The sequence below is a fragment of the Mitsuaria sp. BK037 genome (assembly GCF_014193045.1).
Classification (GTDB): Bacteria; Pseudomonadota; Gammaproteobacteria; order Burkholderiales; family Burkholderiaceae_C; genus Roseateles.
In genome coordinates, this window is record NZ_JACHYS010000001.1 from 44,415 (window position 1) to 70,407 (window position 25,993).

A 25,993-nucleotide genomic window follows, 5' to 3' on the forward strand; every position below is an offset into this window, starting at 1 on the left:
CACGCGGACGCCGAGGTGGGCGATCCGCGTGCAGCCTCCCGGGACCCTCGGCCTACAGTTGGCGCTTTCCTGCACGGAGATGCGCCCATGAGCAAGCCCAGCGTCCTGGTGGCCCGCAAGACCTTCGACGACATCGTCGACCGGCTGCGCCCTCACTTCGAGGTCGAGGCCAACGACAGCGACACGGGCTGGTCCCAGGACGAACTGATCCGCCGCCTGCAGGGCAAGGCCGGCGCGTACATCGCCGGCGGCGACCGCATCGACGCGAAGCTGCTCGACGCCTGCCCCCAACTGAAGGCCGTCTGCACGATGGCCGTGGGCTACAACAACATCGACGTGGCCGCCTGCACCGCGCGCGGCGTGGTCGTGACCAACGCGCCGGACGTGCTGACCGAAACCACCGCGGACTTCGGCTTCGCGCTGATGATGGCGACGGCGCGACGCATCACCGAGAGCGAACACTTCCTGCGCCGCGGCGAGTGGAAACAATGGTCGGTGACCATGTTCGCCGGCGCCGACGTGCACGGCGCGACGCTGGGCGTGCTCGGCATGGGTCGCATCGGCGCGGCGATCGCGCGGCGCGGGCACCTGGGCTTCGGCATGCCGGTGCTGTATCACAACCGCTCGCGCCTGCCGGCCGACCAGGAAGCACCGCTCGGTGCGCAGTGGGTCGAAAAGGACGAATTGCTGCGACGCGCGGACCACCTGATCATCGTGGTGCCCTACAGCGCGTCGTCGCACCACCTGATCGGCGAGCGCGAGCTCCGCTTGATGAAGAAGACAGCGACGCTCACCAACATCGCGCGCGGCGGGGTCGTGGATGACGCGGCACTGGCGGCGGAGCTCAAGGCCGGCACCATCGCCGCGGCAGGGCTGGACGTGTTCGAAGGGGAGCCGACCGTGCATCCCGACCTGCTCGCGTGCGAGAACGTGGTGCTCACCCCCCACATCGCCAGCGCCACCATCGCGACGCGGCGGGCGATGAGCAACCTCGCCGTCGACAACCTGATCGCCGCGCTCACGGGTGGAGTGCCGCCGACGGCGTTGAATCCGGAAGTGCTGCGGGGGTGAGGGCGCCTGCCTGCGATGGACGGCGCGCTGGCCGCCATGGCATGGGGCCGCAGGCGGCAAGCGCCTGAACCCCAAGCCATGCCGTCCCCCACCATCGGCGTCCTGCCACGGTTTGGGTGTGGCGTCCTGCCAAGGTTTGGGTGTGGTGGACTGCCGCGGTTCCTCTGTCCCCTCTCCCCCGCGAGGGGGAGAGGGTTAGGGTGAGGGGGCATCGCACGGCACCACTGTCGTACTTCGACGCCCCCTCACCCCTCCCTCTCCCCGCAAGCGGGGAGAGGGTGAAAGAAATGTGGCGGGGACGTCAGGGCTGGCGCTGAGAGAATCGCTCGATGACTTTCGTTGACCTGCTGCATCTCGCCCTCTCCGGGGTGATCGTGATCCTCCTCATCGCCGTCTGGCTCACGCTGCGACGACAGTCCGGCGCGGATCCGGCGGCGACCATGGGCCCGCTGCTGCAGCAGTCCGGGGAACGCCTGGAGCGCCTGGAGCGGGCGCTGCGCGATGAGCTGGGTCGCGTGAACACCGGCCTGCGCGAGGAAGTCGGCCGCGGGAACGCCGGCCTGCGCCAGGAGACGCTGACGACGCTGACCCAGTTCCAGCAGGCGCTGTTGACGCAGGGCGGCGATACGGCGCGCTCGCAGAACGAGCAGATCGACGCCTTCCGCGTGCAGCTGGCGCAGCTGCAGCAGTCGCTGGCGCAGCAGGCCGCGACCGCGCGCGAGGCGCAGGACGCTGCCGCCGCGCGCACGACCACGGTGCTGACGGAGCAGCTGCAGGCGCTGGCCCAGCGCAACGAGGCGGGCCTGGCGGAAACCCGTCGCACGGTGGAGGCCCGGCTGCAGTCGATCCAGCAGGACAACGAGAAGAAGCTCGAGCAGATGCGGGCGACCGTCGACGAGAAGCTGCACGCGACGCTGGAGCAGCGCCTGGGCGAGAGCTTCAAGCAGGTCGCCGAGCGGCTGGAGCAGGTCTACCGGGGCCTGGGCGAGATGCAGACGCTGGCGCGCGATGTGGGTTCGCTGAACCGGGTGCTGACCAACGTCAAGACGCGCGGGATCTTCGGCGAGGTGCAGCTCGCGGCGCTGCTGGAACAGGTGTTCACGCCGGAGCAGTACGCGGCCAACGTCGAGACGGTGCCGGGCAGCGGCGGGCGCGTCGAATTCGCGCTGAAGCTCCCCGGGCAGCGCGACGACGGCAAGCCGATCTGGCTGCCGATCGACGCCAAGTTCCCGCGCGAGGATTACGAGCGCCTGCTGGAGGCGCAGGAGCGCGCCGACGCGCCGGCGGCGGAACTGGCCGGCCGGGCGATCGAGACGCGGCTGCGGCTGGAAGCCAAGACCATCCGCGAGAAGTACCTGGGCCCGCCGCATACGACCGACTTCGCCCTGCTGTTCCTGCCCACCGAGGGCCTGTATGCCGAGGCGCTGCGTCGCCCCGGCCTGAGCGAGGCGCTGCAGCGCGAGCACAAGGTGATGCTGGTCGGCCCGACGACGCTGCTGGCGACGCTGTCCAGCCTGCAGATGGGCTTCCGCACGCTGGCGCTGGAGAAGCGCTCGGCCGAGGTGTGGGAGGTGCTGTCGGCGGTGAAGACGGAGTTCGGCAAGTTCGGCGACGTGCTGGCCAAGACGAAGAAGAAGCTCGAGGAAGCGAGCAACACGATCGATGCCGCCGAGGTCCGCACCCGCGCGATGACGCGCCGGCTCAAGACGGTCGAGGCGCTGCCCGAGGACCAGATGTCCCGCGTGCTGCAGCTCGGCGCCACGGACGCGCCCGACGAGGAAGGCGCCGCCGGATGAGCGACCGGCCCGGCTCGACGCCCCCGCGTGCGCCCGGGCCCGCGCCTGTCGGCACGACGGTCGACCGCGTCGCAGACGCCGGGCCAACGGCCAGTGCTCCTCGCGGGCCCGCGCCTGTCTGCACGAACGCAGACGCGATCGACGCCCCGAGTCCTTCGGTGGATTTGCAGACTCCGCCAATGCCAACGCCGACTCCGGTGGCGGGGTACACCGGCCTGAGCGTCGGCTTCGCGGCGGTGATCGCCTCGCTGGTGGCGGTGCATGCGTGCATGGCCACGACGCGGGTCGCGGCGACGCTGTGGGTGCTGCACCAGGGCTACGGCGGTGGTTTCGTCGGCGTGCTGCTGAGCCTGTTCGCGGTCGCGCCGCTGGGGCTGTCGATGTGGGCCGGCCGGCTGGCCGACCGCCACGGCTTTCATCGGCCGGTCGGCATCGGCGTGGCGATGGCCTTCGCCGGCGCGGTGCTGGCGCTGGCCGCGCAGCTGCTGGGCTGGTTGTGGCTGCTGGCGCTGGGCTGCCTGCTCTGTGGCGGCGCGGTCGCCGTCTCCGCGGTTGCGATCCAGCGCGAGGCCGGCCTGATGGCCCGCGATGCCTCGCAGCTCAAGCGCGTGTTCAGTTGGGTGGCGCTGGGGCCGGCGCTGTCCAACGCGCTGGCGCCGGTGATCACCGGCATCGTCATCGACCTGGCGGGCTTCAGCGCCGCGCTGGTGCTGTCGACCCTGCTGCCGCTGGCGGCCTGGGCGGTGGCGCTGCGCGTGCCGCGGCAGGCCGCGGCGCCGCTGGCGACCGGCGCCAAGCCGCGACCCGCCTGGGACCTGCTGAAGGACCGCGGCCTGCGCAACCTGCTGATCGTGAACGTCGCGATGTCCTCGTGCTGGGATGCCCACAGCTTCGTTGTCCCGGTCGTCGGCCACGCGAAAGGCTTGTCGGCCTCGAGCATCGGCCTGGTGCTGGGCAGCTTCGCCGCCGCGGCGACGCTGGTCCGTCTGGCCATCGTGCGCTGGGCCCATCACATCGACGAGGTCAAGGCGCTGCGCGCGGCGATGGCCATCGCCACCGTGACGCTGATCGTCTATGCCTGGCTGCCCGGCACGCTGGGGCTGATGGCGGGCTCGGCGGTGCTGGGGCTGGCGCTTGGCGCGGTGCAGCCGATGGTGCTGGCCACGATGCACCAGGTCACGCCGCCCGACCGACACGGCCAGGCGCTGGGGCTGCGAATGCTGGCGTCCAACGGCGCGACGGTGGCGATGCCGCTTGGCTTCGGCGCGCTGGCCGCGATCAGCGTCGCGGCGGCGCCGCTGTGGCTGATGGCCTCGGTGCTGGTGGGCGCGCAGTTCGCCGCCAGAGAGATGGGCCGCTCGACGCGCTGACGCAAGAGCGGTGTTGGCTGATTCCCTCTCCCGCTGACGGGAGAGCGAGGGTGCGCGCAAAAGCGGCGTTGACTGAACGCCTCTCCCGCTGGCGGTAGAGGGCTGGAGTGCGCAAGAGCAGCGTTGGCCGAAGGATTCCCTCTCCCGCTTGCGGGAGAGGGTAGGGTGAGGGCCAACGGCCAACGGCCGACGCAGTGCGCCCGCTTCGTTTGCCGTTCCGTTCGTCGGCGTGCCAACCACCCTCACTCGCCCGGCGCCATCGCGACCTGCCGGCGCGCCTCCTTGTGCTTCATCGCCACATACTCCTCGAGCGACTGCTCATGCAGCTGGCGCGCATAGCGCTCGGTCGCCGCGAACCAATCGCGCAGGCGCCGGTCCAGCCGCTGGTCGGAGGGCGTGGACAGCGTGTCGAGGTAGGACTCGATCGCCAGGAAATAGCGCATCGTGTTGCGTTCCGCGATGCCCTGGATCCCGCCGACATAGCGCGGCTGACCATCCTCCTCGCGGCCGACCACGGTGAAGCCGACCTTGTCCCGGCCCGAGGTCGCCAGATAGGCGTTCGTCGCCACCCGCGCGGCGAAGTTGTTCATGTACGCATACCGCAGCCGCACGAAGCTGCGCCTGGCGTCCAGCGGCACCGCCTCCAGCGTGAGCCGGTAGTGGCTGGTCCCCATCGGTCCCTTGTTCGCGCTCATCTCGACGAGCAGGTACTGCGGCTGCGCCGCCAGCACCTGGAAGCGGAAGTCGAGCGCATAGGCATCCTCGATCGGCTGGTCGAACTTGCGACCGATCGCCATGTGCAGCGTCGCGCCGGGCGCGGCGTCGTCCTCGACCGCGCAGCGCTTGACGTTGGCCGGCAGCGTGAGCACATCGCACCACGCCCCGGCGTCGCGCAGCGCGCCGGCCAGCGTCGCGAAGCTGTGCTGGACGACGGCATGCATCTCGCCGGTCGGCCGTTCGGTGTCGTTCACCGAGCTCAGGACGATCGGCCGCTGGAAGGGACTGCGCGCCAACTGCGGCGCGAGCTGCTCGTACTGGGCACGCAGGCCCGCGCCTTGCTGCGCCGAGACCTCCGTCGCGAGCAGCAGCAGCCCCAGCAGCAGCGCCGCATGGGACAGCCAGAACATCACGCCGTGATGGCCGGGGCCGTGGCGACCGTGCCTCGGACGCCCGGCATGGAAGAGGGACGGGAGGGAACGCATGGCGAACTCCATCGCTCGACCGAAGGGTCGTTGATCCACCTTAATGGCGGGGCGGGGGGCGGTCTGTCGGACAAGGCCGCATCGCGTCGTCGGGCCGGCGCGCCCCGCGCACACGGTGTTGGGAAGCCGGGGGCCTTCGCCTAGGATGCGGCGCGGCGATGATGAGGGCGGGGCAATGAAGCCGCCCACGGGCGCGCCATGAAGCGAGGGACGATGACACGCGAGATGAGGGCTGGATCGAACGGACCGCGAGGCATGCGGGCCCCGCAACGCGGCGCGCTGCGATGGCCTTCGCGCTGGGCCTGGGCCCAAGCGGTGCTGGCGTTGGCGGTGACGGCGGTCGTCGCGCTGCTGTGGTTCGCGCGCCCGCAGGCCGGACCGATCGCGCGGCTCGACGGCCTCGTGCAGGACGCGCAAACCCAGTGGCGCGGTCGGCTCGCGCCCGGCACGAGCTACCCGATCACGCTCGTGCAGTTCGATGACGCCAGCGCCGCGCGCTTCGGCAGCATGGCGCCGGCGCGACCGCTGCTCGCCGAGGCGATCGCGCGGGTGCAGGCCGCTCAGCCTCGCCTCATCGCGATCGACCTGCCGATGCAGGACGCGCGGCCCGACGGCGACGCCGCGCTGGCGGCCGCCATGCGCGGTGGCGCGCCGGTGCTGCTGCCGTTCGCGCTGCCGCCCGCCTCGATCTCCGCGGCCTCCGTCTCGCCCACCGCCCCCTTGCCCCCAGCCGAAGCGCCGGCACTCGAGCCAGCCGCGGCCGTACCGCCCGCGCTGCGCGCCCAGGCCTTCCTCAACGTCGAGGGCGAGCCCCGCAGCGCGCTGCGTCCGGCGCGCGCGGACTCGCCGCCGGAGCCGCTGCTGTCGGCGGCGAAGTCGCTGGGCCATGCGCAGCTGGTGCGCGAGGCCGACGGCGCGGTGCGTCACGAGTTGCCGGCCCTGCCGCTGGACGGCGCGGCCTATCCGTCGCTGGCGCTGCGCATTGCCGGCGACGCGATGCGTCAGCCCTGGTCCGAGGCCACGCTGCGCTGGAGTCGCGACCTGCGCTGGGGCACGCTGCGCGTGCCGCTGGACCTGCTGTCGCGCCAGGGCGTGAATCCCTACGGCCCGGCCGGCACCTTTCCGTCGGTGTCGCTGGCCGACCTGCTCGACGGCAAGGTGCCCGACGAGGCGCTGCGCCACCGCATCGTGATCCTGGGCGTGTCGGCGCGCGGGGCCGGCGCCGCTTTCCCCACGCCGTTCGACGCCGGCCTGCCCGACGCGGAGCGGCTCGCGACCGTCGTCGACAACCTCCTGACCGGCCGCACGCTGACGCGACCGTCCTGGGCTCCGCTCGCGGAGCTGGCCGCGCTGCTGGCGCTGCCGCTGCTGTGCGCGGCGCTGCTGGCACGCGGCCGGTTGTGGCTCGGACTGCTTGGCGTCGCGCTGCTGGTGGGCGCAGGCCTGGCCGCGGCGCAGTGGGCCTTCGAGGACCGCTTCCTCGTGCTTGCGCTCGGCCATCCGCTGCTGGCGGTCGCCGCGGCGAGCGTGGGCGTGCTCGGCCTGCGCGGGCTCGCCGCCTGGTCGCGACGGCGGGCGGCGTGGCGTCGCCTGAAACTCAGCGAGGAACGCCATGTGCTCGCCGCGCAGGGCGCCAACGACGGCCTCTGGGACTGGGACATCGCGACGGACCGGCTGGAGGTGTCGGCGCGATGGCTGGCGCTGATGGGCGACGCGGCGAGCGGTGCGGGCGGCGGCAGTGACGCAGCTGTCGGTGCCAGTGCCCGTGCGAGCGCCCGTGCAAGCGCCGCTGCTGGCGCTGCTACCGGTGCAGGTACTGATGCTGTTGCCGGAGCTCGGTCCAACGAAAGGCCGGACGGCATCGCGCGCTTCACGCGTCCGTTGGACGACGCGGCCGCCGGCCCGTTCCGCGCCGATCTCGACGCACACCTGCAGGGCCGCAGCCTGCAGTTCCACCATGTCCTGCGCTTCGAGCAGGGCGGCCAGCGGCGCGCACTGCTGGCGCGGGGCGTCGCGGTGCGGCGCGACGGCAAGCCGGTGCGCATGGCCGGCGCCCTCACGGACCTCAGCGAGCAGGAGCGTCTGCACGAGCAGGCTGAGCAGGATGCGCTGCGCGACCGCCTGACTGGCTTGCCGAACCGAGCGCTGTTCATGGAGCTGATCGCCCAGCGCCTGGCGAATCCGACCCCCGGCGTGCCGATCGGTCTGGTGCTGCTGGGCCTGGACGATTTCCGCGCGTTCGCCGAGCGCCAGGGGCCGGTCGCCGCTGACGCGGTGCTGGTCGAATGCGCCCGGCGCCTGGCCGGCGGCACGGGCCGGGCGGCGCGCGCGGGCCGCGTGGTCGCGCGGCTCGGCGCGGACCAGTTCGGCGTGCTCTTCGACGCCCGCATCGAGGCCGGCGCGCTGGTCGACCGCGTGCCCGAATGGGCGCTGGCGCGCATCGAGGAGCCGTTCCTGTTCGAGACGATCGAGGAAGCGAGCGCGGGCTCGAGAACCGGCGCGCACCGCCTGACCGCCAGCGCGGGGTGGGCCTTCACGGGGCAGGGCAACTTCAGCCCGGACGACCTGCTTGCCGCCGCCGAAAGCGCGCTGGCTCGCGCCAAGGCCGCCGGCACGGGCCACGCGCGCCTGTTCGACCCGACGCAGCCGCGCATCGAGGCGTCCCGGCGCGCGCTGCGCGAGGACCTCGAGCGCGGCCTGCAGGCGGGGGAATTCCAGCTGGACTACCTGCCGATCGTCAGGCTGTCGGACCGCGCGCTGCTCGGCTTCGAGGCGCTGATCCGCTGGCGGCATCCCAGCCGCGGCCCGGTGCTGCCTGACGACCTCATCCCGGCGGCGGAGGAGGGCGGCCACCTCATGGCCATCGGCCGCTGGACGCTGATCGAAGCCGCGCTGCAGCTGAGGCGCTGGCGCGAGATCGGCTTCAAGGGCGAGGTCGCGATCAACCTGTCGGCCGCGCAACTGGCGCAGGGCGACGTGCTGCTGGCCGATGCGCGCGAGGCGCTCAAGGCGCTCGGCGAGGTGCCGCCTTCGCAACTGCGCCTGGAGGTCGCCGAGCGCGCCGCGATGGCCTGGCCGCAGCGCCATGCCGAGCTGCTGCAGGCGCTGGCGCGCCTGGGCTTCGGGCTTTCGATCGACGACGTGGGGAGCGCGCAGTCCTCCCTGGCCCATCTGCACCGCTTCCCGGTCGACACGCTGAAGATCGACCGGAGCTTCGTCACGCGGCTGGGCGAGGGCGGCGAGGCGCTGGAGGTCGTGCGCACGATCGTGGGCCTGGCCCGCGCGCGCGGCTGGCGGACCTTGGCCGAAGGCGTCGAGACGCAGGCGCAGGCCGCGCTACTGGAAACGCTCGGCGTGGAGATGGCACAGGGCTGGCTGTTCGCCCAGGCGCTGCCGGCGGAGGACGCCCGGCGCCTGATCCAGACCGTGCCGTGGAAGAAGCCGGCGGCGCCGCCGCCGCCGACCCGGTCTCAGGCCATGCCCTGATGCCGCAGCAGCGCGTCGATCTGCGGCTCACGGCCGCGGAAGGCCTTGAAGTTGTCCATCGCGTCGCGGACGCTGCCCATCGACAGGATCTCGTCCAGGTAGCGCCGGCCGGTCGCCGGGTTGAACACGCCTTCCTCCTCGAACGCGCTCCAGCAATCGGCGGATAGCACCTCGGCCCACTTGTAGCTGTAGTAACCCGCCGCGTAGCCGCCCGCGAAGATGTGCGAGAAGCTGTGCTGGAAGCGGTTGAACGCCGGCGGCGGCAGCACCGTCACCTCGGCCCGCACCTCGTCCAGCACTTCCTGCACCCGGGTCTCGGCGCCGGGCTCGGCATGCAGCCGCATGTCGAAGAGCGCGAACTCGATCTGGCGCAGCGTCTGCAGGCCGGCCTGGAAGTTCTTGGCCGCCAGCATCTTGTCGAACAGCGCCCGCGGCAGCGGCTCGCCGGTGTCCACATGGGCCGACAGCTGCTGGATGACCTCCCACTCCCAGCAGAAGTTCTCCATGAACTGGCTGGGCAGCTCGACCGCGTCCCACTCGACGCCGGAGATGCCCGACACGCCCAGTTCCGCCACGCGCGTGAGCAGGTGGTGCAGCCCGTGGCCGCATTCGTGGAACAGCGTCGTCACGTCGTCGTGGGTGAGCAGCGCCGGCTTGCCGTCCGCGCCCTGCGGGAAGTTGCAGACCAGGTGCGCCACCGGGATCTGCTCGGCGCCGCTGCCGGCCAGGTCCGGCCGCGCCCAGCGGCTGCGCACCTCGTCCATCCAGGCGCCGGGGCGCTTGCCGCTGCGCGCGTACAGGTCCAGGTAGACCTGGCCGATCAACTGGCCGTCGCGGCGCAGCTCGCAGAACTGCACCGACTCATGCCAGACCGAGGCCTTGGCCGGCACCAGCTGCACGCCGAAGAGCCGGTCGACGATGCGGAACAGCCCGTCCAGCACGCGCGGCAGGGTCAGGTATTGCCGCACTTCCTGGTCGGAGAAGGCGTAGCGCGCCTCCTTCAGCTTCTCGGAGACATAGGGCAGGTCCCAGGCCTGCGGATCGTCCAGGCGCAGCGCGGCCTTGGCGAAGTCGCGCAGCTCGTCCAGGTCGCGCTGCGCATAGGGGCGGGCACGGGTCGCCAGGTCGCGCAGGAAGCTCATCACCTGCGCCGGCGAGCTCGCCATCTTGGGCACCAGCGAGGCCTCGGCGAAGTTGGCGAAGCCCAGCAGCTTCGCCTCCTCCTGGCGCAGCATCAGCAGTTCCTGCATCAGCGGGCCGTTGTCCCAGTCGGGCTTGTCGCCGAGCTCGCTCGCGCGCGTCACGTAGGCGCGGTACAGGCGCTCGCGCAGCGCGCGGTCCTCGGCGTACTGCATCACCGGCATGTAGACCGGAAAGTGCAGCGTCAGCTTGTGCGCGTCGGGATCGGCGTAGCCGTCCTTCTCGGCGGCAGCGCGCGCGTTGGCGACGACGTCCGCCGGCACGCCCTTGAGCTCGGCGGCGGTGGCGAGGTAGCTCCAGCCGTCGGTGGCGTCCATGACGTGCTCGGAGAAGGCCTGGCCCAGTTCGGCGCTGCGCTCCTGGATCTTGGCGAAACGCGCCTTGGCCTCGCCCTGCAGCTCGGCGCCGGAGAGCACGAAGTCGCGCATCGCGTGCTTGAGCAGCTGGGCGCGTTCGGGCGTGAGGCCCGGCTGCGCGGCGATCGCCTTGTAGAGCGCGTACAGCGCCTCGTTGGCGCCCAGCGCGGTGTGGAACTCGGTCACTGCGGGCAGCATCGCGTTGTAGGCCTCGCGCAGCGCCGGCGTGTTGGCGACCGCGTTCAGGTGGCCGACGGCACCCCAGGCGGTGCCCAGGCGCTCGGTGGCGACGTTCAGGGTGCGGGAGAGGCGTTCGTAGTCGGCCGGCGCGCCGGGCGCCGTGACCTGCTCGAGCGCCTGCTGGGCCTGGGCGAGCAGCTCGGTGATGGCCGGCTGGATGTGGGACGGGTCGATCGCGGCGAAATCAGGCAGCGGCGCGGTGGACAGCAGCGGGTTGGCGGCGGTCGGCGCGGCGGCCGAAGGGGCGGAGGAGTCGGTCATGCAGGCCTCGTGAGTCTGACGAAATGCCGGGACAGTGTCTCAGCCTTTCGCGCGCGGATGCGCGGGAGCTCTCTATCGTGGGGATGGGCCCCAGGCTATCAAGCCCGCGGTTCTCCCGTTCACGAGGCGCGGATTGTCCCAGCGGCCTCCGCAGTCAGAAGGTTTCCCAGTCGCCGTCGTCGGCGGCTGGCACGGGACGCGGCGGGGGCGCCGCGACCGACGGAGCGGCGGCGGCTGGCTTCGGCGTCGGCGGCTTGACGGTGCCATGCGCGGCGCCATTCGCCCCGGGCCGGACCGCCTTCATCGGCGCGGGCTGGGTCGAGGCCGTCTTCGTCACCGCGCCGGGCGCGGTCGATGCCGAGCGGGGCGATGCCGTTGACGCCGCCGACGCCGCCAACGCCGCCAACGAGGCCGGCCTCGCCGCCGGCGCGCGAGCCGCGGCCTGAGCCGGCGCCGCCCGCTTCACCCCCTCCATCGCGTCTTGCCCGAGCCGGAACACCGACACGATCTCCGTCAGCCGATGCGCCTGGTCCTTCAGGCTCTCGGCCGCCGCCGCCGATTCCTCCACCAGCGCCGCGTTCTGCTGCGTCATCCGGTCCAGCTGCACCACCGCGTCATTGACCTGCGCGATGCCGGCGCTCTGCTCGGTCGACGCGGCGGTGATCTCGCCGATGATGTCCGTCACCCGCTGCACGCTGTGCACGATGTCGTTCATCGACTCGCCCGCCGCCTGCACCAGCCGCGACCCGGCCTCGACGCTGGTGACGCTGGCGCCGATCAGCGCCTTGATCTCCTTGGCGGCCTCGGCGCTGCGCTGCGCCAGCGAGCGCACCTCGCTCGCCACGACCGCGAAACCGCGTCCCTGCTCGCCGGCGCGCGCCGCCTCCACCGCCGCGTTCAGCGCCAGGATGTTGGTCTGGAAGGCGATGCCGTCGATGACGCCGATGATGTCGTTGATCTTCTTGGAGCTGGCGTTGATCTCGTCCATCGTCGAGACCACCTGGCCCACCACCTCGCCACCGCGCGCCGCCGCGCTCGACGCGCTCGAGGCCAGCTGGTTGGCCGTCTGCGCCGCGTCGGCGGTCTGGCGCACCGTCGCGGTCAGCTCCTCCATCGACGAGGCCGCCTGCTGCAGGTTGGACGCGGTCTCCTCGGTGCGCTGCGACAGGTCCTGCGAGCCGATCGCGATCTCGCTGGACGCGGTGGTGATCGAGTTGCTGGCCGAGCGCACGTCCAGCAGGATGCGCTGGATCTTCTCGGCGAACAGGTTGAAGGACGACGCGATGCGGCCGACCTCGTCCCGGCCGCCCGCGGGCAGGCGCTGGGTCAGGTCGCCGTCGCCGGCGCTGATGTCGTCCAGCGCGGCGCGCACGCGGTCCACGCCGCGCAGCATCGCGCTGATCGTGCCGGTCATCGCCAGCGCGGCGATCGCCATCATGACCAGCGCCGTGATCACCGCGGTGCGCAGCAGCGCGCCCAGCGAGGCCAGCGCCTCGTCCTTCTTCGCCGCGACGAACAGCTGCCAGTCGGTGTCCGCGATCGGGGTGCCGCTGATCAGGAAGTCTTCCCCGCCGACCCGCGCCTCGGCCCAGCCGGCCTGCGGGTCCAGCGCGGTCGCCAGCGCCTGCGGCGTCAGCTGCTCGGAGATCGCCGTGGCCGCCTTCAGCGCCAGTTGGGCGTCCGGGTGCGCGACGATCTTCCCGTCCTTGGACATCAGGAAGGCGAAACCGCCGGGCGTCGGCTTGATCGCCTGGACCGTGGCGACGACGTCGTCCAGGAAGACATCGGTGGCGACCACGGCCTTGGTGCCGCCGCCGCTCTTGTCCGCCGCTGCGAAGGTCACCACCAGGCGGCCCTTGGACGCGTCCATGTAGGGCGCGGTCAGGATCGTTCCCGACGCGGAAGCGGCGCCGGTGTACCAGGGGCGGCCGGTGGGGTCGTAGTCGGCGGGCAGGTTCTGCGGCGTGTTGAAGACGATCTTCTTGTCCGCGAAGCCGACGTAGGCGGCCTCGAGCCGGCCGGACCTGGCCGCCTGCTGCAGCAGCGGCACCGGGTCGGCGGCGCCGACCGCTGGCTGCAGCGAGGCCACGATGTCGCGCTGCGCCCGCACCCATTGCCGGATCGCGTCGCCGCGCGCCGCGGCCAGTTCATCCAGGGCCTGGGAGACCTGCCGGTGGGTGTGGCCGCGCACCGTCACGTAATTGGCGACGGTGATCGCCAGCAGCGTCAGGGCGACGATGCCCACGCCCAGCGAGATCAGTCGGGTCTTGATCGAGTCGAACATGAACGGGCTCCGTGTCTCGTCGGCGCCGGGCGTGTGCCGCTCTCTGGCGCGTGCCTCCACGATTCGCTCTCTCGGTCTTTTTTCCTGCTCCGGCACCCCTCAGGGCAGGGCGCGCGCCCGGCAGGAGAAACGCCCGGACGGTGCCGGGCGTTGCGCGCGATCAGGCCGTGGTCATCGCATCCATCAGGCCCATGTCCGCGCTGGACATCAGGCCCTCGATGTCGATCAGGATCAGCATGCGCTCGGCGACCGCGCCGATGCCCATGATGAAGCTGGTGTTGACGGCGCTGGAGCTCAGCTCGGGCGCCGGACGGATCACGTCGCGGTTCAGCTCCAGCACGTCGGACACCGAATCCACCACCGCGCCCACGACGCGGTTCTTGACGTTCAGCACGATCACGACGGTGAAGCTGTTGTATTCGGCCGTGGCGCAGCCCAGCTTCAGGCGCAGGTCCACGATCGGGACGATCACGCCGCGCAGGTTCACCACGCCCTTGATGAAGTCGGGCGCGTTGGCGATGCGGGTCGGCTGCTCGTAGGAGCGGATCTCCTGCACCTTCAGGATGTCGATGCCGTACTCCTCCTGACCCAGGCGGAAGGTCAGGTACTCGCCGCTGGCGGGCGCGGCGCTGGCGCCTTGCGGGACCAGTGCGCCGGAGTTCGCTTGCATCACTTGCGTGCCGGTTTGTTGAACGATTTCCATGTGTTGACCTCGTGCGGCGGATTAGAAGGTTTCCCAGTCGCCGTCGGCGGCGGTGGTGGCCGGCACAGCCGGCGGCGGAGTGAACGGGGCGGGCGCGGCCTTCGGGGCCGCGGGCTTGGGAGCAGCGGGCTTGAGCGCGGCCCGGGCCGGTTTGGAGGCTGTCTTTGCGGCCGTCTTTGCGACGCCATGGGCCGGCGACGCCAGCGGCTTCGCGGCAGCCACCGGCTTGGCGGCTGGCGCCGTGGCGGCGCTGAACGACGCGGCCGGCCTGGCGCTGAAGGTCGTCGACGCGGATGTGACGCCCGACGACAACGAAGACGAAGAAGACGGCGAGGACGAAGAAGACGACGACGACTTCGCGGTGAACGCGGTCGCCGACAGTGCGCCGGCGCTGCCCGACACGCGGAAGCGGTCGACCACGGCGCCCAGGCGCTCGGCCTGGTCCTTCAGGCTCTCGGCGGCGGCGGCGGACTGCTCCACCAGCGCGGCGTTCTGCTGCGTCATCTGGTCCAGGTTGCTCACGCCCTGGTTGACCTGGCTGATGCCGTCGCTCTGCTCGCTGGAGGCGGCGGTGATCTCGCCGATGATGTCCGTCACCCGCTGCACGCTGGAGACGATGTCGCTCATCGTCGAGCCCGCTTCCTGCACCAGGCGCGAGCCGGTCTCCACCCGCTCGACGCTGGCGCCGATCAGGGTCTTGATCTCGCGCGCGGCCTCGGCGCTGCGCTGGGCCAGCGAGCGGACCTCGCCGGCCACCACCGCGAAGCCGCGGCCCTGCTCGCCGGCGCGGGCGGCTTCCACCGCCGCGTTCAGCGCCAGGATGTTGGTCTGGAAGGCGATGCCGTCGATCGTGCCGATGATGTCGCTGATGCGCTTGGAGCTGGCGTTGATCTCGTCCATCGTCGAGACCACCTGGCTCACCACCTCGCCGCCCTTGGCCGCCGCGCCCGAGGCGGAGGAGGCCAGCTGGTTGGCGGTGCGCGCCGAATCGGCGGTCTGCTTGACCGTGCCGGTCAGCTGCACCAGCGAGGAGGCGGCCTCCTGCAGGTTGGACGCGGTCTGCTCGGTGCGGCTGGACAGGTCCTGGTTGCCGGTGGCGATCTCCACCGAGGCGGTGCGGATCGAATCGGCCGCGGTGCGCAGCTGGCCGACCATCGCCTGCAGCGCTTCCTGCATGTGGTGCAGCGAGCGCATCAGCTTGGAGGCCTCGTCCACGCCCTCGACCGGCTTCATCTCGCGGGACAGGTCGCCCCCGGCGATGGCTTCGGCGAGCGCCTCGGCCTCGGCCAGCGGCGCGCAGATGGTCTGCATGTTCAGCAGCGTCAGCGGCACCACGACGATCGCGGCGAACACCAGCACCAGGCCGAAGGTCCAGAGCACGCCGCCCTGCGTCTTCTCGATGCCGGCGCGCATGTCCTCGGCCTGGGCCTGCATGCGCTTCTCGACTTCGTCGAGCTGCTTCTCGGCCTGCGCGACCTGCTCCTTGGCGGGACCGAGCAGCCGGTCCGCCACGGCGGCGTGGTCATAGGCGCCGGCCTCCAGCTGCGACACCACGTTGGCCGCCTTCTGCGCGTAGGTCTCCAGCGAGGCCTTGATCTGCATCAGCACGGCCTTGTCGTCTTCCGGGCTGAGCGCGGCGACGGCCTCGAGGTGCTCGGCCGCGGCCTTGCGCGACTTGTCCCAGGCCGCGTGGGCCTGCTTCACGGCCTCGGGCTTCTCGTAGTTGATGATCATGTCCTTCTCGTAGCGACGGATCTCTCCCATCGCGCCGTGAAGGGCGCCCACGCGCTGGCCGCGGGTCGCGGATTTCTCCAGGAACTCCTGGGTCTGGCCCCGCATCGACTGCATGCCGAACAGGCCCACACTGCCGACCACCATCAGCAGCGCCAGCACGATGCCGATCGCGCCGATCATGCGGGTCCGGATGCTGAATTGACGCATCAACGCGCTGAAATTCATGTCTACCTCTTATGCGTTGCGCACCGGCCGCCCGGCCGATGCCCACGTGACTTCAATGGCGCTCAATGACGTTCAATGGCGCGAGCGGCGCACCAGGCTGCCCACGTCCAGGATCAGCGCGACGCGGCCGTCGCCCATGATGGTGGCGCCGGAGACGTCGGTGACCTTGCGGTAGTTCGCCTCCAGGTTCTTGACCACGACCTGCTGCTGGCCGAGCAACTCGTCCACCAGCAGCGCGACGCGGCCGCCCTCGGCCTCGACCACGACCATGATCGAGCTGACATGCTCGAAGTCGAAGCGCGGCACGTTGAAGACCTGCTCGAGCTCGACCACCGGCATGTACTCGTCGCGGACCTCGACCACGCGGCCGGAGCCGCCGACGGTCTTGATCGTGTCGGCCTGCACCTGGAAGGACTCGACCACCGACGACAGCGGCAGGATGTAGACCTCTTCGCCGACGCCCACGCTCATGCCGTCCATGATGGCCAGCGTCAGCGGCAGCCGCACCGAGACCTTCATGCCGTAGCCCTCGGCGGAGTCGATCTCCACCGTGCCGCCCAGCGAGGTGATGTTCTTCTTCACCACGTCCATGCCGACGCCGCGGCCGGAGACATCGGTGACCTGGTCCGCGGTCGAGAAGCCCGGCGCGAAGATCAGGCCCCAGACTTCCTGGTCGGTCATCGAGTCGGGCGCGTCGATGCCTTTCTCGCGGGCCTTGCGGATCAGCTTCTCGCGGTTCAGGCCGCGGCCGTCGTCGCGGACCTCGATGACGATGGAGCCGCCCTGGTGGGAGGCGACCAGCGTGATCGTGCCCTGCTCGGGCTTGCCCTTGGCCAGGCGATCGGCCGGCGATTCGATGCCGTGGTCGCAGCTGTTGCGCACCAGGTGGGTCAGCGGGTCGGTGATCTTCTCGACCAGGCCCTTGTCCAGTTCGGTGGCTTCGCCCTGCGTGACCAGCTCGACCTTCTTGCCCAGCTTGGCCGCCAGGTCGCGCAGCATGCGCGGGAAGCGGTTGAACACCACCGACATCGGGATCATGCGGATCGACATGACCGATTCCTGGAGGTCGCGCGTGTTGCGCTCCAGGTCGGCCAGGCCGGAAGCCAGCTGCTGGTACAGGCCCGGATCCAGGTTGCGGCTGTTCTGCGCCAGCATGGCCTGGGTGATGACGAGCTCGCCCACCAGGTTGATCAGCTGGTCGACCTTCTCGACCGACACGCGCAGCGTGGACTGGTCCGGGCTGGCGCCGCCGCCGGCGCGCGGGGCGACGTCGGTGCGGGCCGGGGCCGCCGGCTTGGCGGCCGGGACCGGCACGCTGGCCTTGGCGGCCTCGGCCGCCTTCGCCTCGGCGGCGGTGGCCTCGGGCACGCCCGGGGCGTCGTCGAAGAAGCCGTAGCCGGGGTCCTCGTCCTTCTTGGTCTCCAGCGGCGCGCCGGGCGCGCCTTCATGGAAGCCGAAGCCCTCGGTCAGCGGCATCAGCTTGACCTGCTCGCGCGAGACGTGGAAGGTGAACAGGTCCAGCAGGTCGTTGTCGGTGCTGCTGGTCAGGACCTTGAACCGGCGCATGCCGTCGGCCGGGATGCCGCCGTCCAGCGGCTCGATCGTGCCCAGGTCGGTGATTTCCTTGAACAGCTCGACCAGGTTGTCCGCCTGCGCCGTGTTGCTCAGCGGGCCGACCAGCAGCTCGAGCTGGCGCACGGTGGACTTCAGCGGCGCGGGGGCCGCGGCCGCGGGCGCCGGGGCGGGCGCGGCGACCGGGGCCGGCGCGGCCGCGGGGGCGCGGGTGCCGTCCAGCGTGCCGCCTTCCACCAGCGTGCGGATGCTGCTGAGCAGGGCCGAGGTGTCCACCGCGTCGGCGCCCGAGCCCTGGTGACGGGCCAGCTGCGCCTTGAGCGCGTCGCCCGACTGCAGCAGCACGTCCACCATCGGCGAGGTCGGGGCCAGTTCATGACGACGCAGCTTGTCCAGCAGCGTCTCCATCTGATGCGTCAGCTCGGCCACGTCGTTGAAGCCGAACGTCGCCGCGCCACCCTTGATCGAGTGGGCGCAGCGGAAGATGGCATTCATCTGCTCATCGTCCGGGTTCTCGATGTCCAGGTTGAGCAGCAGCTGCTCCATGTTGTCGAGGTTCTCGCCGGCCTCTTCGAAGAAGACCTGGTAGAACTGGCTCAGGTCGATGCCTGCGCCGAGATTTGCGCCTTCGGAGGTCATATCTCCCATGAATCTCTCCAGCTCGCCTTCAGCGGATCACCTTGCCGATCACCTCGATCAGCTTGGCCGGGTCGAAAGGCTTGACCAGCCAGCCCGTGGCGCCGGCGGCGCGGCCGGCCTGCTTCATCTGGTCGCTGGACTCGGTGGTCAGGATCAGGATCGGCGTGGTCTTGAACTTGGGGTTGTCGCGCAGCTTCTTGGTGAGGCTGATCCCGTCCATCCGGGGCATGTTCTGGTCGGTCAGCACCAGGTCGAAATCGCGTTGCGACGACTTCTCCCAGGCGTCCTGCCCGTCCACCGCCTCCACGACGTTGAAACCCGCATTCTTGAGGGTGAACGAGACCATCTGGCGCATGGAGGCCGAATCGTCTACGGCGAGGATCGAGGGCATTTTTGGTTCTCCGGATGACAAGCGGTTTTCGGGTGGACCTGAAGATTCTTGAGGGCCTTGACGGCGATCTGCCGACAGCGGCCGGTGTTTTCGTGACCTAACGGACGGAACGACGGAACATCGTCAGAACAACTCGATCGATCCCGCGTCCATCTCGTCCTGGGTGACGGGATTGGGACGCAGCGGGGCGGTCTCGACGACGGCCAGGCCGTCCTCGTCCTCCCCGAAGGTGTCGCGGGCCAACTGGTCCGAGCAATTGCGCAGCCGCTGGCTCGTGTGCGCGATCAGCTGCGTGGACATGTCCTGGAACTGCAGCGCCGTGATCGCACCGGCCAGATGCAGCATCAACTGCTGCAGCGCGTCCTGGTCACGGGCGTCGGGCAGGCGCTCGCGCATCTGGTCGACTAGGCCCGACGCGCCGAAGAAATGCGTCGACAGGGCTTCGCAGGCATCGTCCAGCAGACGCTGCAGGCGCTCCAGGTCGTTGTTGACCGTCATCAAGTGGTCCTGCAGCTCGGCAGCGGCCAGCAGCGGCATCAGTCCGCTGCCTTCCGGCTCGACCGACGTCTCATCGATATGCATCTTGGCTCCACATAGGGCGTCCTGGTGCGTCGTCATGTCTGCCCAACTCAAACATGCGCCCGGACTTGTCGGCTGGCAAGAATCTTCGGCTTTTGCCACGCATCTGTCGACGGGACTAACCGTGCAAAGTAGTCCCATTAGCTTGGATCGACTGGACGCTGACAAATCTCGATAAGGGTAAACCCAAGACTCTACGGTTTCCAGATCAATAAAACCCAGGGGTCTCCTGCGCAGATGAGGGATGCGCGACAAACTTGGCATACTCGCGCCCATGCCGACTCTCCCCCTGGCCGAGCGCTGTCTGCGCCTGCTGCATATCGAGGATTCCGACCTGGATCACCAACTGATCCTGGCCCAGCTGCAACGGGCCGGATTGCGTTTCGAAATCACGCGGCTGGACACGCTGCCCGATATCGAGGCCGCCCTCGACCGGACCTGGGATGCGGTGATTTCCGACTACAACCTGCCGGGGTTTTCGGGGCTCGTCGTGCTGGACATGATCAAGCAGCGGCAACTGGTGCTCCCGTTCGTGCTGGTGTCCGGCGAGATTGGCGAGGACACGGCCGTCGCGGCGATGCGCACCGGCGCCTCGGACTACCTGCTCAAGAACAACCTGGCGCGGCTGGCGCCGGCGCTGCTGCATGCGATCGAGTCCTGCGAGGCCCAGCTCGCCCGCCAGGAGGCCGACCGCGAACTGCTCAAGTCCAAGCAGCAGCTGCACGAACTGGCGGGGCACCTGCAGACCAGCGTCGAGATGGAGCGAGCGGCGATCGCGCGCGAAATCCACGACGACGTCGGGGGCTCGCTGACGGCGCTCAAGTTCGACCTGGCGTGGATCGCGCGCCACAGCAAGGACGAGGACGTGCAGCAGCGGGTGCAGTCGGCGCTGGAGACGGTCACCAGCGCCATTGAATCGAGCCAGCGCATCATGCACAACCTGCGTCCCGCGATCCTGGAACAAGGATTGCTGGCAGCGGTGCAGTGGCTGGCGGCGCGCTTCGAGCGCCGCACCGGCATCGCGACCTCGGTGCGGCACGTGGGTGACCAGTTCCAGCTACCGGCCGGCGTGCCGCTGGTGGCTTACCGCTGCGCGCAGGAGGCCTTGACCAACGTGTCCAAGCATGCCGGCGCGACCCGGGTCGAGGTGGAGTTGAGCATGGAGGGCGGCGTGCTGACGCTGGAGATCAAGGACAACGGCCACGGCATCGCGCCGGGCGATCTGAGCAAGGCCCGCAGCTTCGGCATCCGCGGCCTGCGCGAGCGCGCCGCGACGGTGGGCGGCTGGGTCGACCTGAGCAGCGGTCTGCATGGCACGGCGCTGATCCTGTCGGTGCCGCTGCGCGGCGTCATCGGCGACTTCGAGTTCGACGAGGACGGCGAGCCGCTCTCCGTCGGAGCCGGCCATGACCCCTCCTCGTGGGGCGCTCTATGATCAAAGTCATCCTCTGCGACGACCACGCGCTGATCCGCCGCGGCATCCGCGACACGCTCTCCGACGCGCCCGACATCGAGGTCGTCGGCGAGGCCGGGGACTACGGCGAGCTGCGCAGCCTGATGCGCAGCCTGCCGGTCGACAAGCAGTGCGACGTGCTGGTGCTGGACATCAACATGCCGGGCCGCAGCGGCCTGGACGTCCTGCATGTGCTCAAGGACGAGGGCACGACGACGCGGGTGCTGATCGTGTCGATGTATCCCGAGGACCAGTACGCGATCCGCGCGCTGCGCGCCGGGGCCTTCGGCTACGTGAACAAGGGCGGCGACCCGCAGCTGCTGGTGCAGGCGGTGCGCACGGTGGCGCAGGGCCGCAAGTACGTCACGCCGGAAATCGCGCAGATGCTGGTCGAGAGCCTGACGGCGCCGGCGCCGGAGCAGGCCCACCAGAAGCTGTCGGACCGCGAGCTGCAGACGCTGGTGATGATTGCCTCCGGCAAGCGCCTGTCCGACATCGCCGAGGAGCTGATGCTCAGCCCCAAGACCGTCAGCGTGTATCGCGCCCGTGTCCTGGAGAAGCTGGCGCTGTCCAACAATTCCGAGTTGACCGTCTACGCCATCCGCAACGGACTGGTCGAAAGCTGAGCAGCCCCCGCACTGCTCGCCGTTCCAAAGGGGGAAGTCAGCGAGCCCAAAGGGTGGGCAGGCAGCGAGTGAGAGTGGGGCCGGAATGGGGCTTGGGGGTCCAGGAGGGATCCCCCATGCCCCGTGGAGAGCCCGCGCTTGGCGACCCGAAGTCCAAACAAGCGCGCCCCGGTCGAAACCGCCCCCTCCCGTTCGTCGTCTTCAGGGGACATTCGCGCCTGCCAGCCGCCATTCATCGCAAGCGAGTCTTGACGAGGCGGGGGCGCCTCGGAGAATGCGCCCCGGATTGAACACAGGGGGCCGTCATCGATACCGCATTGTTGAAAGAGCTGCGCATCCAGGGCGATGAGCGCGAGGACCATGGCGGCGGGCCGCCGCGGTGGGTCTGGATCCTGGGGGTGGTGCTGATCGTGCTGGCGCTGCTGGGCGCGGGCGGCTGGTGGTGGTGGACGCAGTCCCAGGTGCCGGAGGTGCAGACCGCGAACGCGCAGGCGCGCGGCGGCGCGGGCGGCAACGCGGTGCTCCAGGCTACCGGCTATGTGACCGCGCGGCGCGCGGCCACGGTCTCGACGCAGATCACCGGCACCTTGACCGAGGTGCTGTTCGAGGAGGGGGACAAGGTCCAAAAGGGCCAGGTGCTGGCCCGGCTCGAGGACCATGCGCTGCGGGCGGCGCTGGACATGGCGCGGGCCAACGTCAAGAGCGCCCAGGCCAACATCGAGGCGACGAGGGCGCAACTGGCGCAGGCGCAGTCCGACCTCCGGCGCCAGGACGAGCTGGCCCTGAGCGGCATGACGACCCGGCAACTGGCCGAGCAGGCCCGCACGGCGGTGACCGCGACCGCGGCGCAGCTGGAGGCGCGGCGCCGCGAGGCCGACGCCGCCGCGGCGCAGGCGGCGCAGGCGCAGGTCAACTTCGACTACACGGTGGTCAAGGCGCCGTTCTCCGGCGTCATCACCGCCAAGGCGGCGCAGGTCGGCGAGATCGTCTCGCCGCTGTCCGCCGGCGGCGGCTTCACCCGCACCGGGGTCGGCACCATCGTCGACATGGACTCGCTGGAGGTGGACGTCGACGTCAACGAGGCCTACATCGGCCAGGTCAAGTCCGACATGCCGGCCGAGGCGGTGCTGGACGCCTATCCCGACTGGCGCATCCCCGCGCATGTGATCGCGGTGGTGCCGTCGGCCGACCGCGGCAAGGCGACCGTCAAGGTGCGGGTGGCGCTGGAGCAGAAGGACCAGCGCGTCGTGCCCGACATGGGCGTGCGGGTGTCCTTCCTCGCCGGCAAGGCGCAGGCGCAGGCCGCGCCGCCGCCGGGCGTGCTGGTGCCGCGGTCCGCGGTCGTCACGCGCGACGGCGCGGACGTGGTGTTCGTCGTCGTCGGCCAGAAGGCCGCGGCGCGCAAGGTCAAGCAGGGAACGCCGGTGGGCGACCAGGCGGTGGTGCTCGAGGGCCTGAAGGCCGGCGAGCCCCTGGTGCTGAATCCGCCGGAGCAGTTGCGGGATGGTGGCGCGATCAAGCTGACCGCCGCCAAGTGAACGAAGTGCATGAACCGTTGAAGCGAGGAGTCACCGTGAGCAACCTGATCGAGATCCGTGACCTGTCCAAGGTCTACACCCGCGGCAAGCAGAAGGTGGAGGTGCTGCACCACATCGACCTGGACGTCGCCCAGGGCGAGTTCCTGGCCTTGATGGGCCCGTCGGGCTCCGGCAAGACGACGCTGCTGAACCTGATCGGCGGGCTGGACCAGCCCAGCGGCGGCAGCATCGCCATCGGGGGCGAACGCATCGACCAGCTCAGTGCCGCGAAGCTGTCCAAGTGGCGCGCGGCCAAGGTCGGCTTCGTGTTCCAGTTCTACAACCTGATGCCGACGCTCTCGGCGCAGCGCAACGTCGAGCTGCCGCTGCTGCTGACCAAGCTGTCGGCCGCGGAGCGCAAGAAGCGCGCCGCGATCGCGCTGGCGCTGGTGGGCCTGTCGGACCGCGCCAGCCACAAGCCGACCGAGCTCTCGGGCGGCCAGCAGCAGCGCGTGTCGATCGCCCGGGCGATCGTGTCCGACCCGACGCTGCTGGTCTGCGACGAACCGACCGGTGACCTGGACCGCCAGTCCGCCGAGGACGTGCTGGCGCTGCTGCAGGCGCTCAACCGCGACCACGGCAAGACCATCGTGATGGTCACCCACGACCCGAAGGCCGCCGAGCGCGCGCGCCAGACGCTGCACCTGGACAAGGGCACGCTGGTCGAGCAGGTCGCCCACGCGGTGGCCTGAGGCCGCGGCGGCACGGCAACGACAAGGGGTCGTCATGAAATACCTTCATCTCATCTGGGCGGCGCTGTTCCGGCGCAAGCTGCGGACGGTGCTGACGCTGGTGTCCATCATCACCGCGTTCCTGCTGTTCGGGCTGCTGGACGCGGTCCGCACCTCGTTCGACCAGGCCGGCCAGTCGGCCAATGGCGCATCGCGGCTGCAGACCGGCTCGCGGCTGTCCTTCATCCAGACGCTGCCGATGGCGCTGACCCAGCGCATCCAGGCGGTGGACGGCGTCAAGATGGTGACCTACGCGAACTGGTTCGGCGGCGCCTACCAGGACCCGCACAACCAGGTCTTCAGTTTCGCGGTGGCGCCGAACTACCTGGACGCCTATCCGGAGATGGTCGTCACCGACCAGGCGAAGCAGGCCTTCGCCTCGACCCGCATCGGCGCGCTGGTCGGCGAGGGCCTGGCCAGGCGCTTCAACTGGAAGGTCGGGGACAAGATCCCGCTGCAGTCGACGATCTTCCCGGACCGCAGCGGCAGCAAGAACTGGCAGTTCGAGATCGTCGGCCTGATCCACGCGGCGGACAAGAAGTCCGGCGGCTGGTACGACCAGATGTTCCTGCTGAACTGGAAGTACTTCGACGACACGACGCCCTACAACCAGGGCGCCGTCGGCTGGTACGTGACGCGGGTGAACGACGCCAACCAGGCGGACCGCGTGGCCAAGGCGATCGATGCGATCTCGGCCAACTCGGACCATGAGACCCGCACGCAGACCGAGCAGGCGGCGATGGCCTCGTGGATGAAGCAGGTGGCGGACATCGGGCTGATCGTCAGCTCCATCATGGGCGCGGTGTTCTTCACGCTGCTGCTGCTGTCGGGCAACACGATGATGCAGGCGGTGCGCGAGCGCACCAGCGAGATCGCGGTGCTCAAGACGATCGGCTTCTCGGGGCACAGCGTGCTGGCGATGGTGCTGGCGGAGTCCATCCTGCTGCTGGTCATCGGCGGCGTGATCGGACTGGGCCTGGCCAGCGTGCTGGGTCCGATCATCAGCGCGGGCAGCGGCGGGTCCCTGAACCTGCCGGCGGCCGGCTTGAACAGCTGGGCCATGGGTGTGGGCTTCATGGTGCTGTTCGGGGTGATCGTCGGCGCGCTGCCGGCGCTCAACGCGATGCGGCTGAACATCACCGACGCGCTGGCGGGGAGGGCCTGAACATGAAATTCCTGAAGAACCTGGGACTGGTGCTGCTGCTGGCGCTGGTGCTGGCCGCGTGGGTGATGCTGCCGTGGTTCGGTGCCCTGGCGCTGGCCGTGCTGCTGGCGCTGTGGATGCTGCTGACGCGGCGGGGGGCGCAGGCGCGGTCGGTGACCAGCGTCGGCGTCAGCACGCTGCCGCAGCGGCTGGGCTCGTCGGCGGTGATCGTCGTGGGCATCGCCGGCGTCGTCGGCGTGCTGGTGGCGCTGCTGGCGATGGCCGAGGGGTATGCCGAGACCTTGCGCAAGTCCGGCAGCGAGGACACGGCGATCGTGCTGCGCGGCGCGTCGGCGGCCGAGGTGGCGTCGGTGATGTCGCGCGAGGACATCACGCAGATCGCGCAGGCGCCGGGCGTGGCCAAGAGCGCCAAGGGCGAGCCGCTGGTGTCGGCCGAGACGGTGGTCGCGGCCAACCTGCCGGTCAAGGGCACGACCACCGACGAGGAAGGCAGCGTGCAGATGCGCGGCGTGGGCGATGAAGCCTTCGCGGTGCGGCCGCAGGTCAAGATCATCAGCGGGCGCAAGTTCCAGCCCGGGCTCAAGGAGTTGATCGTCGGCCAGGGCGCGGCGCGGCAGTTCGAGGGCCTGGAGCCCGGCAAGCAACTGCGGCTGGGCAGCCAGATGTGGACGGTGACCGGCGTGTTCGCGTCGGGCGACTCGATGGAATCGGAGCTGTGGGCCGACGCGCCGGTGGTGGCCGAGACCTATCGCCGCGGCGCGAGCCGCAATTCGGTGACGGTGAAGCTGACCGATGCGGCGGCGTTCAAGGACTTCAAGGCCGCGCTGGAGGCCAATCCGCAGCTCAAGGTGGACGCCACGACGACGCTGGCCTTCTTCGCCAAGCAGTCGGAGCAGATGACCAAGATCCTGCGGATCATCGGCATCGTGGTGGGCAGCATCATGGCGGTGGGGGCGGTGTTCGGCGCGCTGAACACCATGTTCGCGGCGGTCGCCACACGCGCCCGGGAGATCGCCACGCTGCGCGCGATCGGCTTCCCCGGCCTGCCGGTGGTGGTGGCGGTGATGCTGGAGACCATGCTGCTGGCGGCGCTGGGCGGATTGATCGGCGGTGGCATCGCCTACCTGCTGTTCAACGGCCACGCGGCGTCGACGATGGCGGCCGGGTCGGTGGGCAAGCTGAGCTTCGAGCTCCGGGTGTCGGGGCAACTGCTGTGGGAAGGCCTGAAGTGGGCCCTGGCCATCGGATTCATCGGCGGTCTGTTCCCGGCGGTGCGGGCGGCCAGCGTGCCGGTGACGACGGCGCTGCGGGAGCTTTGATGATATGAAGAGC

The 25,993-nt window shown here is 70.3% G+C and carries 18 protein-coding genes; 10 read left to right on the plus strand and 8 right to left on the minus strand.

Features of this window, described 5'->3' with window-relative positions:
- Positions 1 to 87 precede the first annotated feature (87 nt).
- The 3 genes from FHT37_RS00195 (at position 88) to FHT37_RS00205 (ending at position 4,237) form a co-directional block, all read left to right on the plus strand.
- Positions 88 to 1,071, plus strand: coding sequence for a D-glycerate dehydrogenase (locus FHT37_RS00195; RefSeq protein ID WP_091722233.1), 984 nt, complete (start codon positions 88 to 90; stop codon positions 1,069 to 1,071).
- Positions 1,072 to 1,400: 329 nt separating this feature from the next.
- The gene (locus FHT37_RS00200; RefSeq protein WP_091722238.1) at positions 1,401 to 2,867 is read left to right on the plus strand and encodes a DNA recombination protein RmuC; all 1,467 of its coding nucleotides are present in this window, start codon (positions 1,401 to 1,403) and stop codon (positions 2,865 to 2,867) included.
- Positions 2,868 to 3,046: 179 nt separating this feature from the next.
- A complete protein-coding gene (locus tag FHT37_RS00205) occupies positions 3,047 to 4,237 on the plus strand; it encodes an MFS transporter (protein ID WP_183478461.1) in 1,191 nt (396 codons plus the stop codon).
- A 242-nt stretch (positions 4,238 to 4,479) separates the two neighbouring features.
- Here the strand turns inward: FHT37_RS00205 and FHT37_RS00210 are convergent, their stop codons facing one another.
- On the minus strand, positions 4,480 to 5,439 hold the full coding sequence (locus tag FHT37_RS00210) for a hypothetical protein (RefSeq protein ID WP_183478462.1): 960 nt from the start codon (positions 5,437 to 5,439) through the stop codon (positions 4,480 to 4,482).
- A 255-nt stretch (positions 5,440 to 5,694) separates the two neighbouring features.
- Here FHT37_RS00210 and FHT37_RS00215 point away from each other — a divergent pair, with 255 nt between their 5' ends.
- A complete protein-coding gene (locus tag FHT37_RS00215) occupies positions 5,695 to 8,925 on the plus strand; it encodes an EAL domain-containing protein (protein WP_183478463.1) in 3,231 nt (1,076 codons plus the stop codon).
- On the opposite strand, the gene FHT37_RS00220 is transcribed toward FHT37_RS00215, so the two are convergent.
- From FHT37_RS00220 to FHT37_RS00250, 7 genes are all read right to left on the minus strand, one after another.
- A complete protein-coding gene (locus tag FHT37_RS00220) occupies positions 8,910 to 10,982 on the minus strand; it encodes a M3 family metallopeptidase (protein WP_183478464.1) in 2,073 nt (690 codons plus the stop codon). The genes FHT37_RS00215 and FHT37_RS00220 overlap by 16 nt on opposite strands.
- A gap of 154 nt (positions 10,983 to 11,136) precedes the next feature.
- Positions 11,137 to 13,266, minus strand: a complete 2,130-nt coding sequence (locus tag FHT37_RS25590) for a methyl-accepting chemotaxis protein (protein WP_221210933.1) — start codon at positions 13,264 to 13,266, stop codon at positions 11,137 to 11,139.
- Between the two features lie 160 nt (positions 13,267 to 13,426).
- Entirely contained in the window at positions 13,427 to 13,936 is a 510-nt protein-coding gene (locus FHT37_RS00230) for a chemotaxis protein CheW (protein WP_091722265.1), read from the minus strand.
- A gap of 54 nt (positions 13,937 to 13,990) precedes the next feature.
- Positions 13,991 to 15,928 (minus strand): methyl-accepting chemotaxis protein, encoded by a 1,938-nt coding sequence (locus FHT37_RS00235; RefSeq protein ID WP_183478465.1) that lies wholly within the window; start codon positions 15,926 to 15,928, stop codon positions 13,991 to 13,993.
- A 72-nt stretch (positions 15,929 to 16,000) separates the two neighbouring features.
- On the minus strand, positions 16,001 to 18,148 hold the full coding sequence (locus tag FHT37_RS00240) for a chemotaxis protein CheA (RefSeq protein ID WP_091722273.1): 2,148 nt from the start codon (positions 18,146 to 18,148) through the stop codon (positions 16,001 to 16,003).
- Between the two features lie 19 nt (positions 18,149 to 18,167).
- A complete protein-coding gene (locus FHT37_RS00245; RefSeq protein ID WP_067068294.1) occupies positions 18,168 to 18,530 on the minus strand; it encodes a response regulator in 363 nt (120 codons plus the stop codon).
- A gap of 123 nt (positions 18,531 to 18,653) precedes the next feature.
- On the minus strand, positions 18,654 to 19,112 hold the full coding sequence (locus FHT37_RS00250; protein ID WP_091722278.1) for a hypothetical protein: 459 nt from the start codon (positions 19,110 to 19,112) through the stop codon (positions 18,654 to 18,656).
- Positions 19,113 to 19,383: 271 nt separating this feature from the next.
- Here FHT37_RS00250 and FHT37_RS00255 point away from each other — a divergent pair, with 271 nt between their 5' ends.
- From FHT37_RS00255 to FHT37_RS00280, 6 genes are all read left to right on the plus strand, one after another.
- Complete coding sequence (locus FHT37_RS00255; protein WP_183478466.1) at positions 19,384 to 20,544, plus strand: histidine kinase; 1,161 nt, start codon at positions 19,384 to 19,386, stop codon at positions 20,542 to 20,544.
- Complete coding sequence (locus tag FHT37_RS00260; RefSeq protein WP_091722286.1) at positions 20,541 to 21,188, plus strand: response regulator transcription factor; 648 nt, start codon at positions 20,541 to 20,543, stop codon at positions 21,186 to 21,188. The genes FHT37_RS00255 and FHT37_RS00260 overlap by 4 nt, the downstream gene beginning before the upstream one ends.
- A 317-nt stretch (positions 21,189 to 21,505) precedes the next feature.
- Positions 21,506 to 22,726 carry an efflux RND transporter periplasmic adaptor subunit gene (locus tag FHT37_RS00265; RefSeq protein WP_221210934.1) on the plus strand — a complete coding sequence of 407 codons (1,221 nt, stop codon included), beginning with the start codon at positions 21,506 to 21,508 and terminating at the stop codon, positions 22,724 to 22,726.
- Between the two features lie 35 nt (positions 22,727 to 22,761).
- Positions 22,762 to 23,457 (plus strand): ABC transporter ATP-binding protein, encoded by a 696-nt coding sequence (locus FHT37_RS00270; protein ID WP_091722294.1) that lies wholly within the window; start codon positions 22,762 to 22,764, stop codon positions 23,455 to 23,457.
- Positions 23,458 to 23,491: 34 nt separating this feature from the next.
- A complete protein-coding gene (locus FHT37_RS00275; protein WP_091722299.1) occupies positions 23,492 to 24,661 on the plus strand; it encodes an ABC transporter permease in 1,170 nt (389 codons plus the stop codon).
- Positions 24,662 to 24,663: 2 nt separating this feature from the next.
- Positions 24,664 to 25,980, plus strand: coding sequence for an ABC transporter permease (locus FHT37_RS00280; protein WP_183478467.1), 1,317 nt, complete (start codon positions 24,664 to 24,666; stop codon positions 25,978 to 25,980).
- The last annotated feature ends 13 nt before the right edge of the window (positions 25,981 to 25,993 follow it).

Excerpts from the sequence above, each read along its gene's own strand:
- FHT37_RS00250 (WP_091722278.1), bottom strand. The coding sequence starts at position 19,112 with ATGCATATCGATGAGACGTCGGTCGAGCCGGAAGGCAGCGGACTGATG.
- FHT37_RS00195 (WP_091722233.1), top strand. The coding sequence starts at position 88 with ATGAGCAAGCCCAGCGTCCTGGTGGCCCGCAAGACCTTCGACGACATC.
- FHT37_RS00275 (WP_091722299.1), top strand. The coding sequence starts at position 23,492 with ATGAAATACCTTCATCTCATCTGGGCGGCGCTGTTCCGGCGCAAGCTG.
- FHT37_RS00220 (WP_183478464.1), bottom strand. The coding sequence starts at position 10,982 with ATGACCGACTCCTCCGCCCCTTCGGCCGCCGCGCCGACCGCCGCCAAC.
- FHT37_RS00200 (WP_091722238.1), top strand. The coding sequence starts at position 1,401 with ATGACTTTCGTTGACCTGCTGCATCTCGCCCTCTCCGGGGTGATCGTG.
- FHT37_RS25590 (WP_221210933.1), bottom strand. The coding sequence starts at position 13,266 with ATGTTCGACTCGATCAAGACCCGACTGATCTCGCTGGGCGTGGGCATC.
- FHT37_RS00240 (WP_091722273.1), bottom strand. The coding sequence starts at position 18,148 with ATGGGAGATATGACCTCCGAAGGCGCAAATCTCGGCGCAGGCATCGAC.
- FHT37_RS00245 (WP_067068294.1), bottom strand. The coding sequence starts at position 18,530 with ATGCCCTCGATCCTCGCCGTAGACGATTCGGCCTCCATGCGCCAGATG.
- FHT37_RS00235 (WP_183478465.1), bottom strand. The coding sequence starts at position 15,928 with ATGAATTTCAGCGCGTTGATGCGTCAATTCAGCATCCGGACCCGCATG.
- FHT37_RS00210 (WP_183478462.1), bottom strand. The coding sequence starts at position 5,439 with ATGCGTTCCCTCCCGTCCCTCTTCCATGCCGGGCGTCCGAGGCACGGT.
- FHT37_RS00255 (WP_183478466.1), top strand. The coding sequence starts at position 19,384 with ATGCCGACTCTCCCCCTGGCCGAGCGCTGTCTGCGCCTGCTGCATATC.
- FHT37_RS00230 (WP_091722265.1), bottom strand. The coding sequence starts at position 13,936 with ATGCAAGCGAACTCCGGCGCACTGGTCCCGCAAGGCGCCAGCGCCGCG.
- FHT37_RS00280 (WP_183478467.1), top strand. The coding sequence starts at position 24,664 with ATGAAATTCCTGAAGAACCTGGGACTGGTGCTGCTGCTGGCGCTGGTG.
- FHT37_RS00205 (WP_183478461.1), top strand. The coding sequence starts at position 3,047 with ATGCCAACGCCGACTCCGGTGGCGGGGTACACCGGCCTGAGCGTCGGC.
- FHT37_RS00260 (WP_091722286.1), top strand. The coding sequence starts at position 20,541 with ATGATCAAAGTCATCCTCTGCGACGACCACGCGCTGATCCGCCGCGGC.
- FHT37_RS00215 (WP_183478463.1), top strand. The coding sequence starts at position 5,695 with ATGCGGGCCCCGCAACGCGGCGCGCTGCGATGGCCTTCGCGCTGGGCC.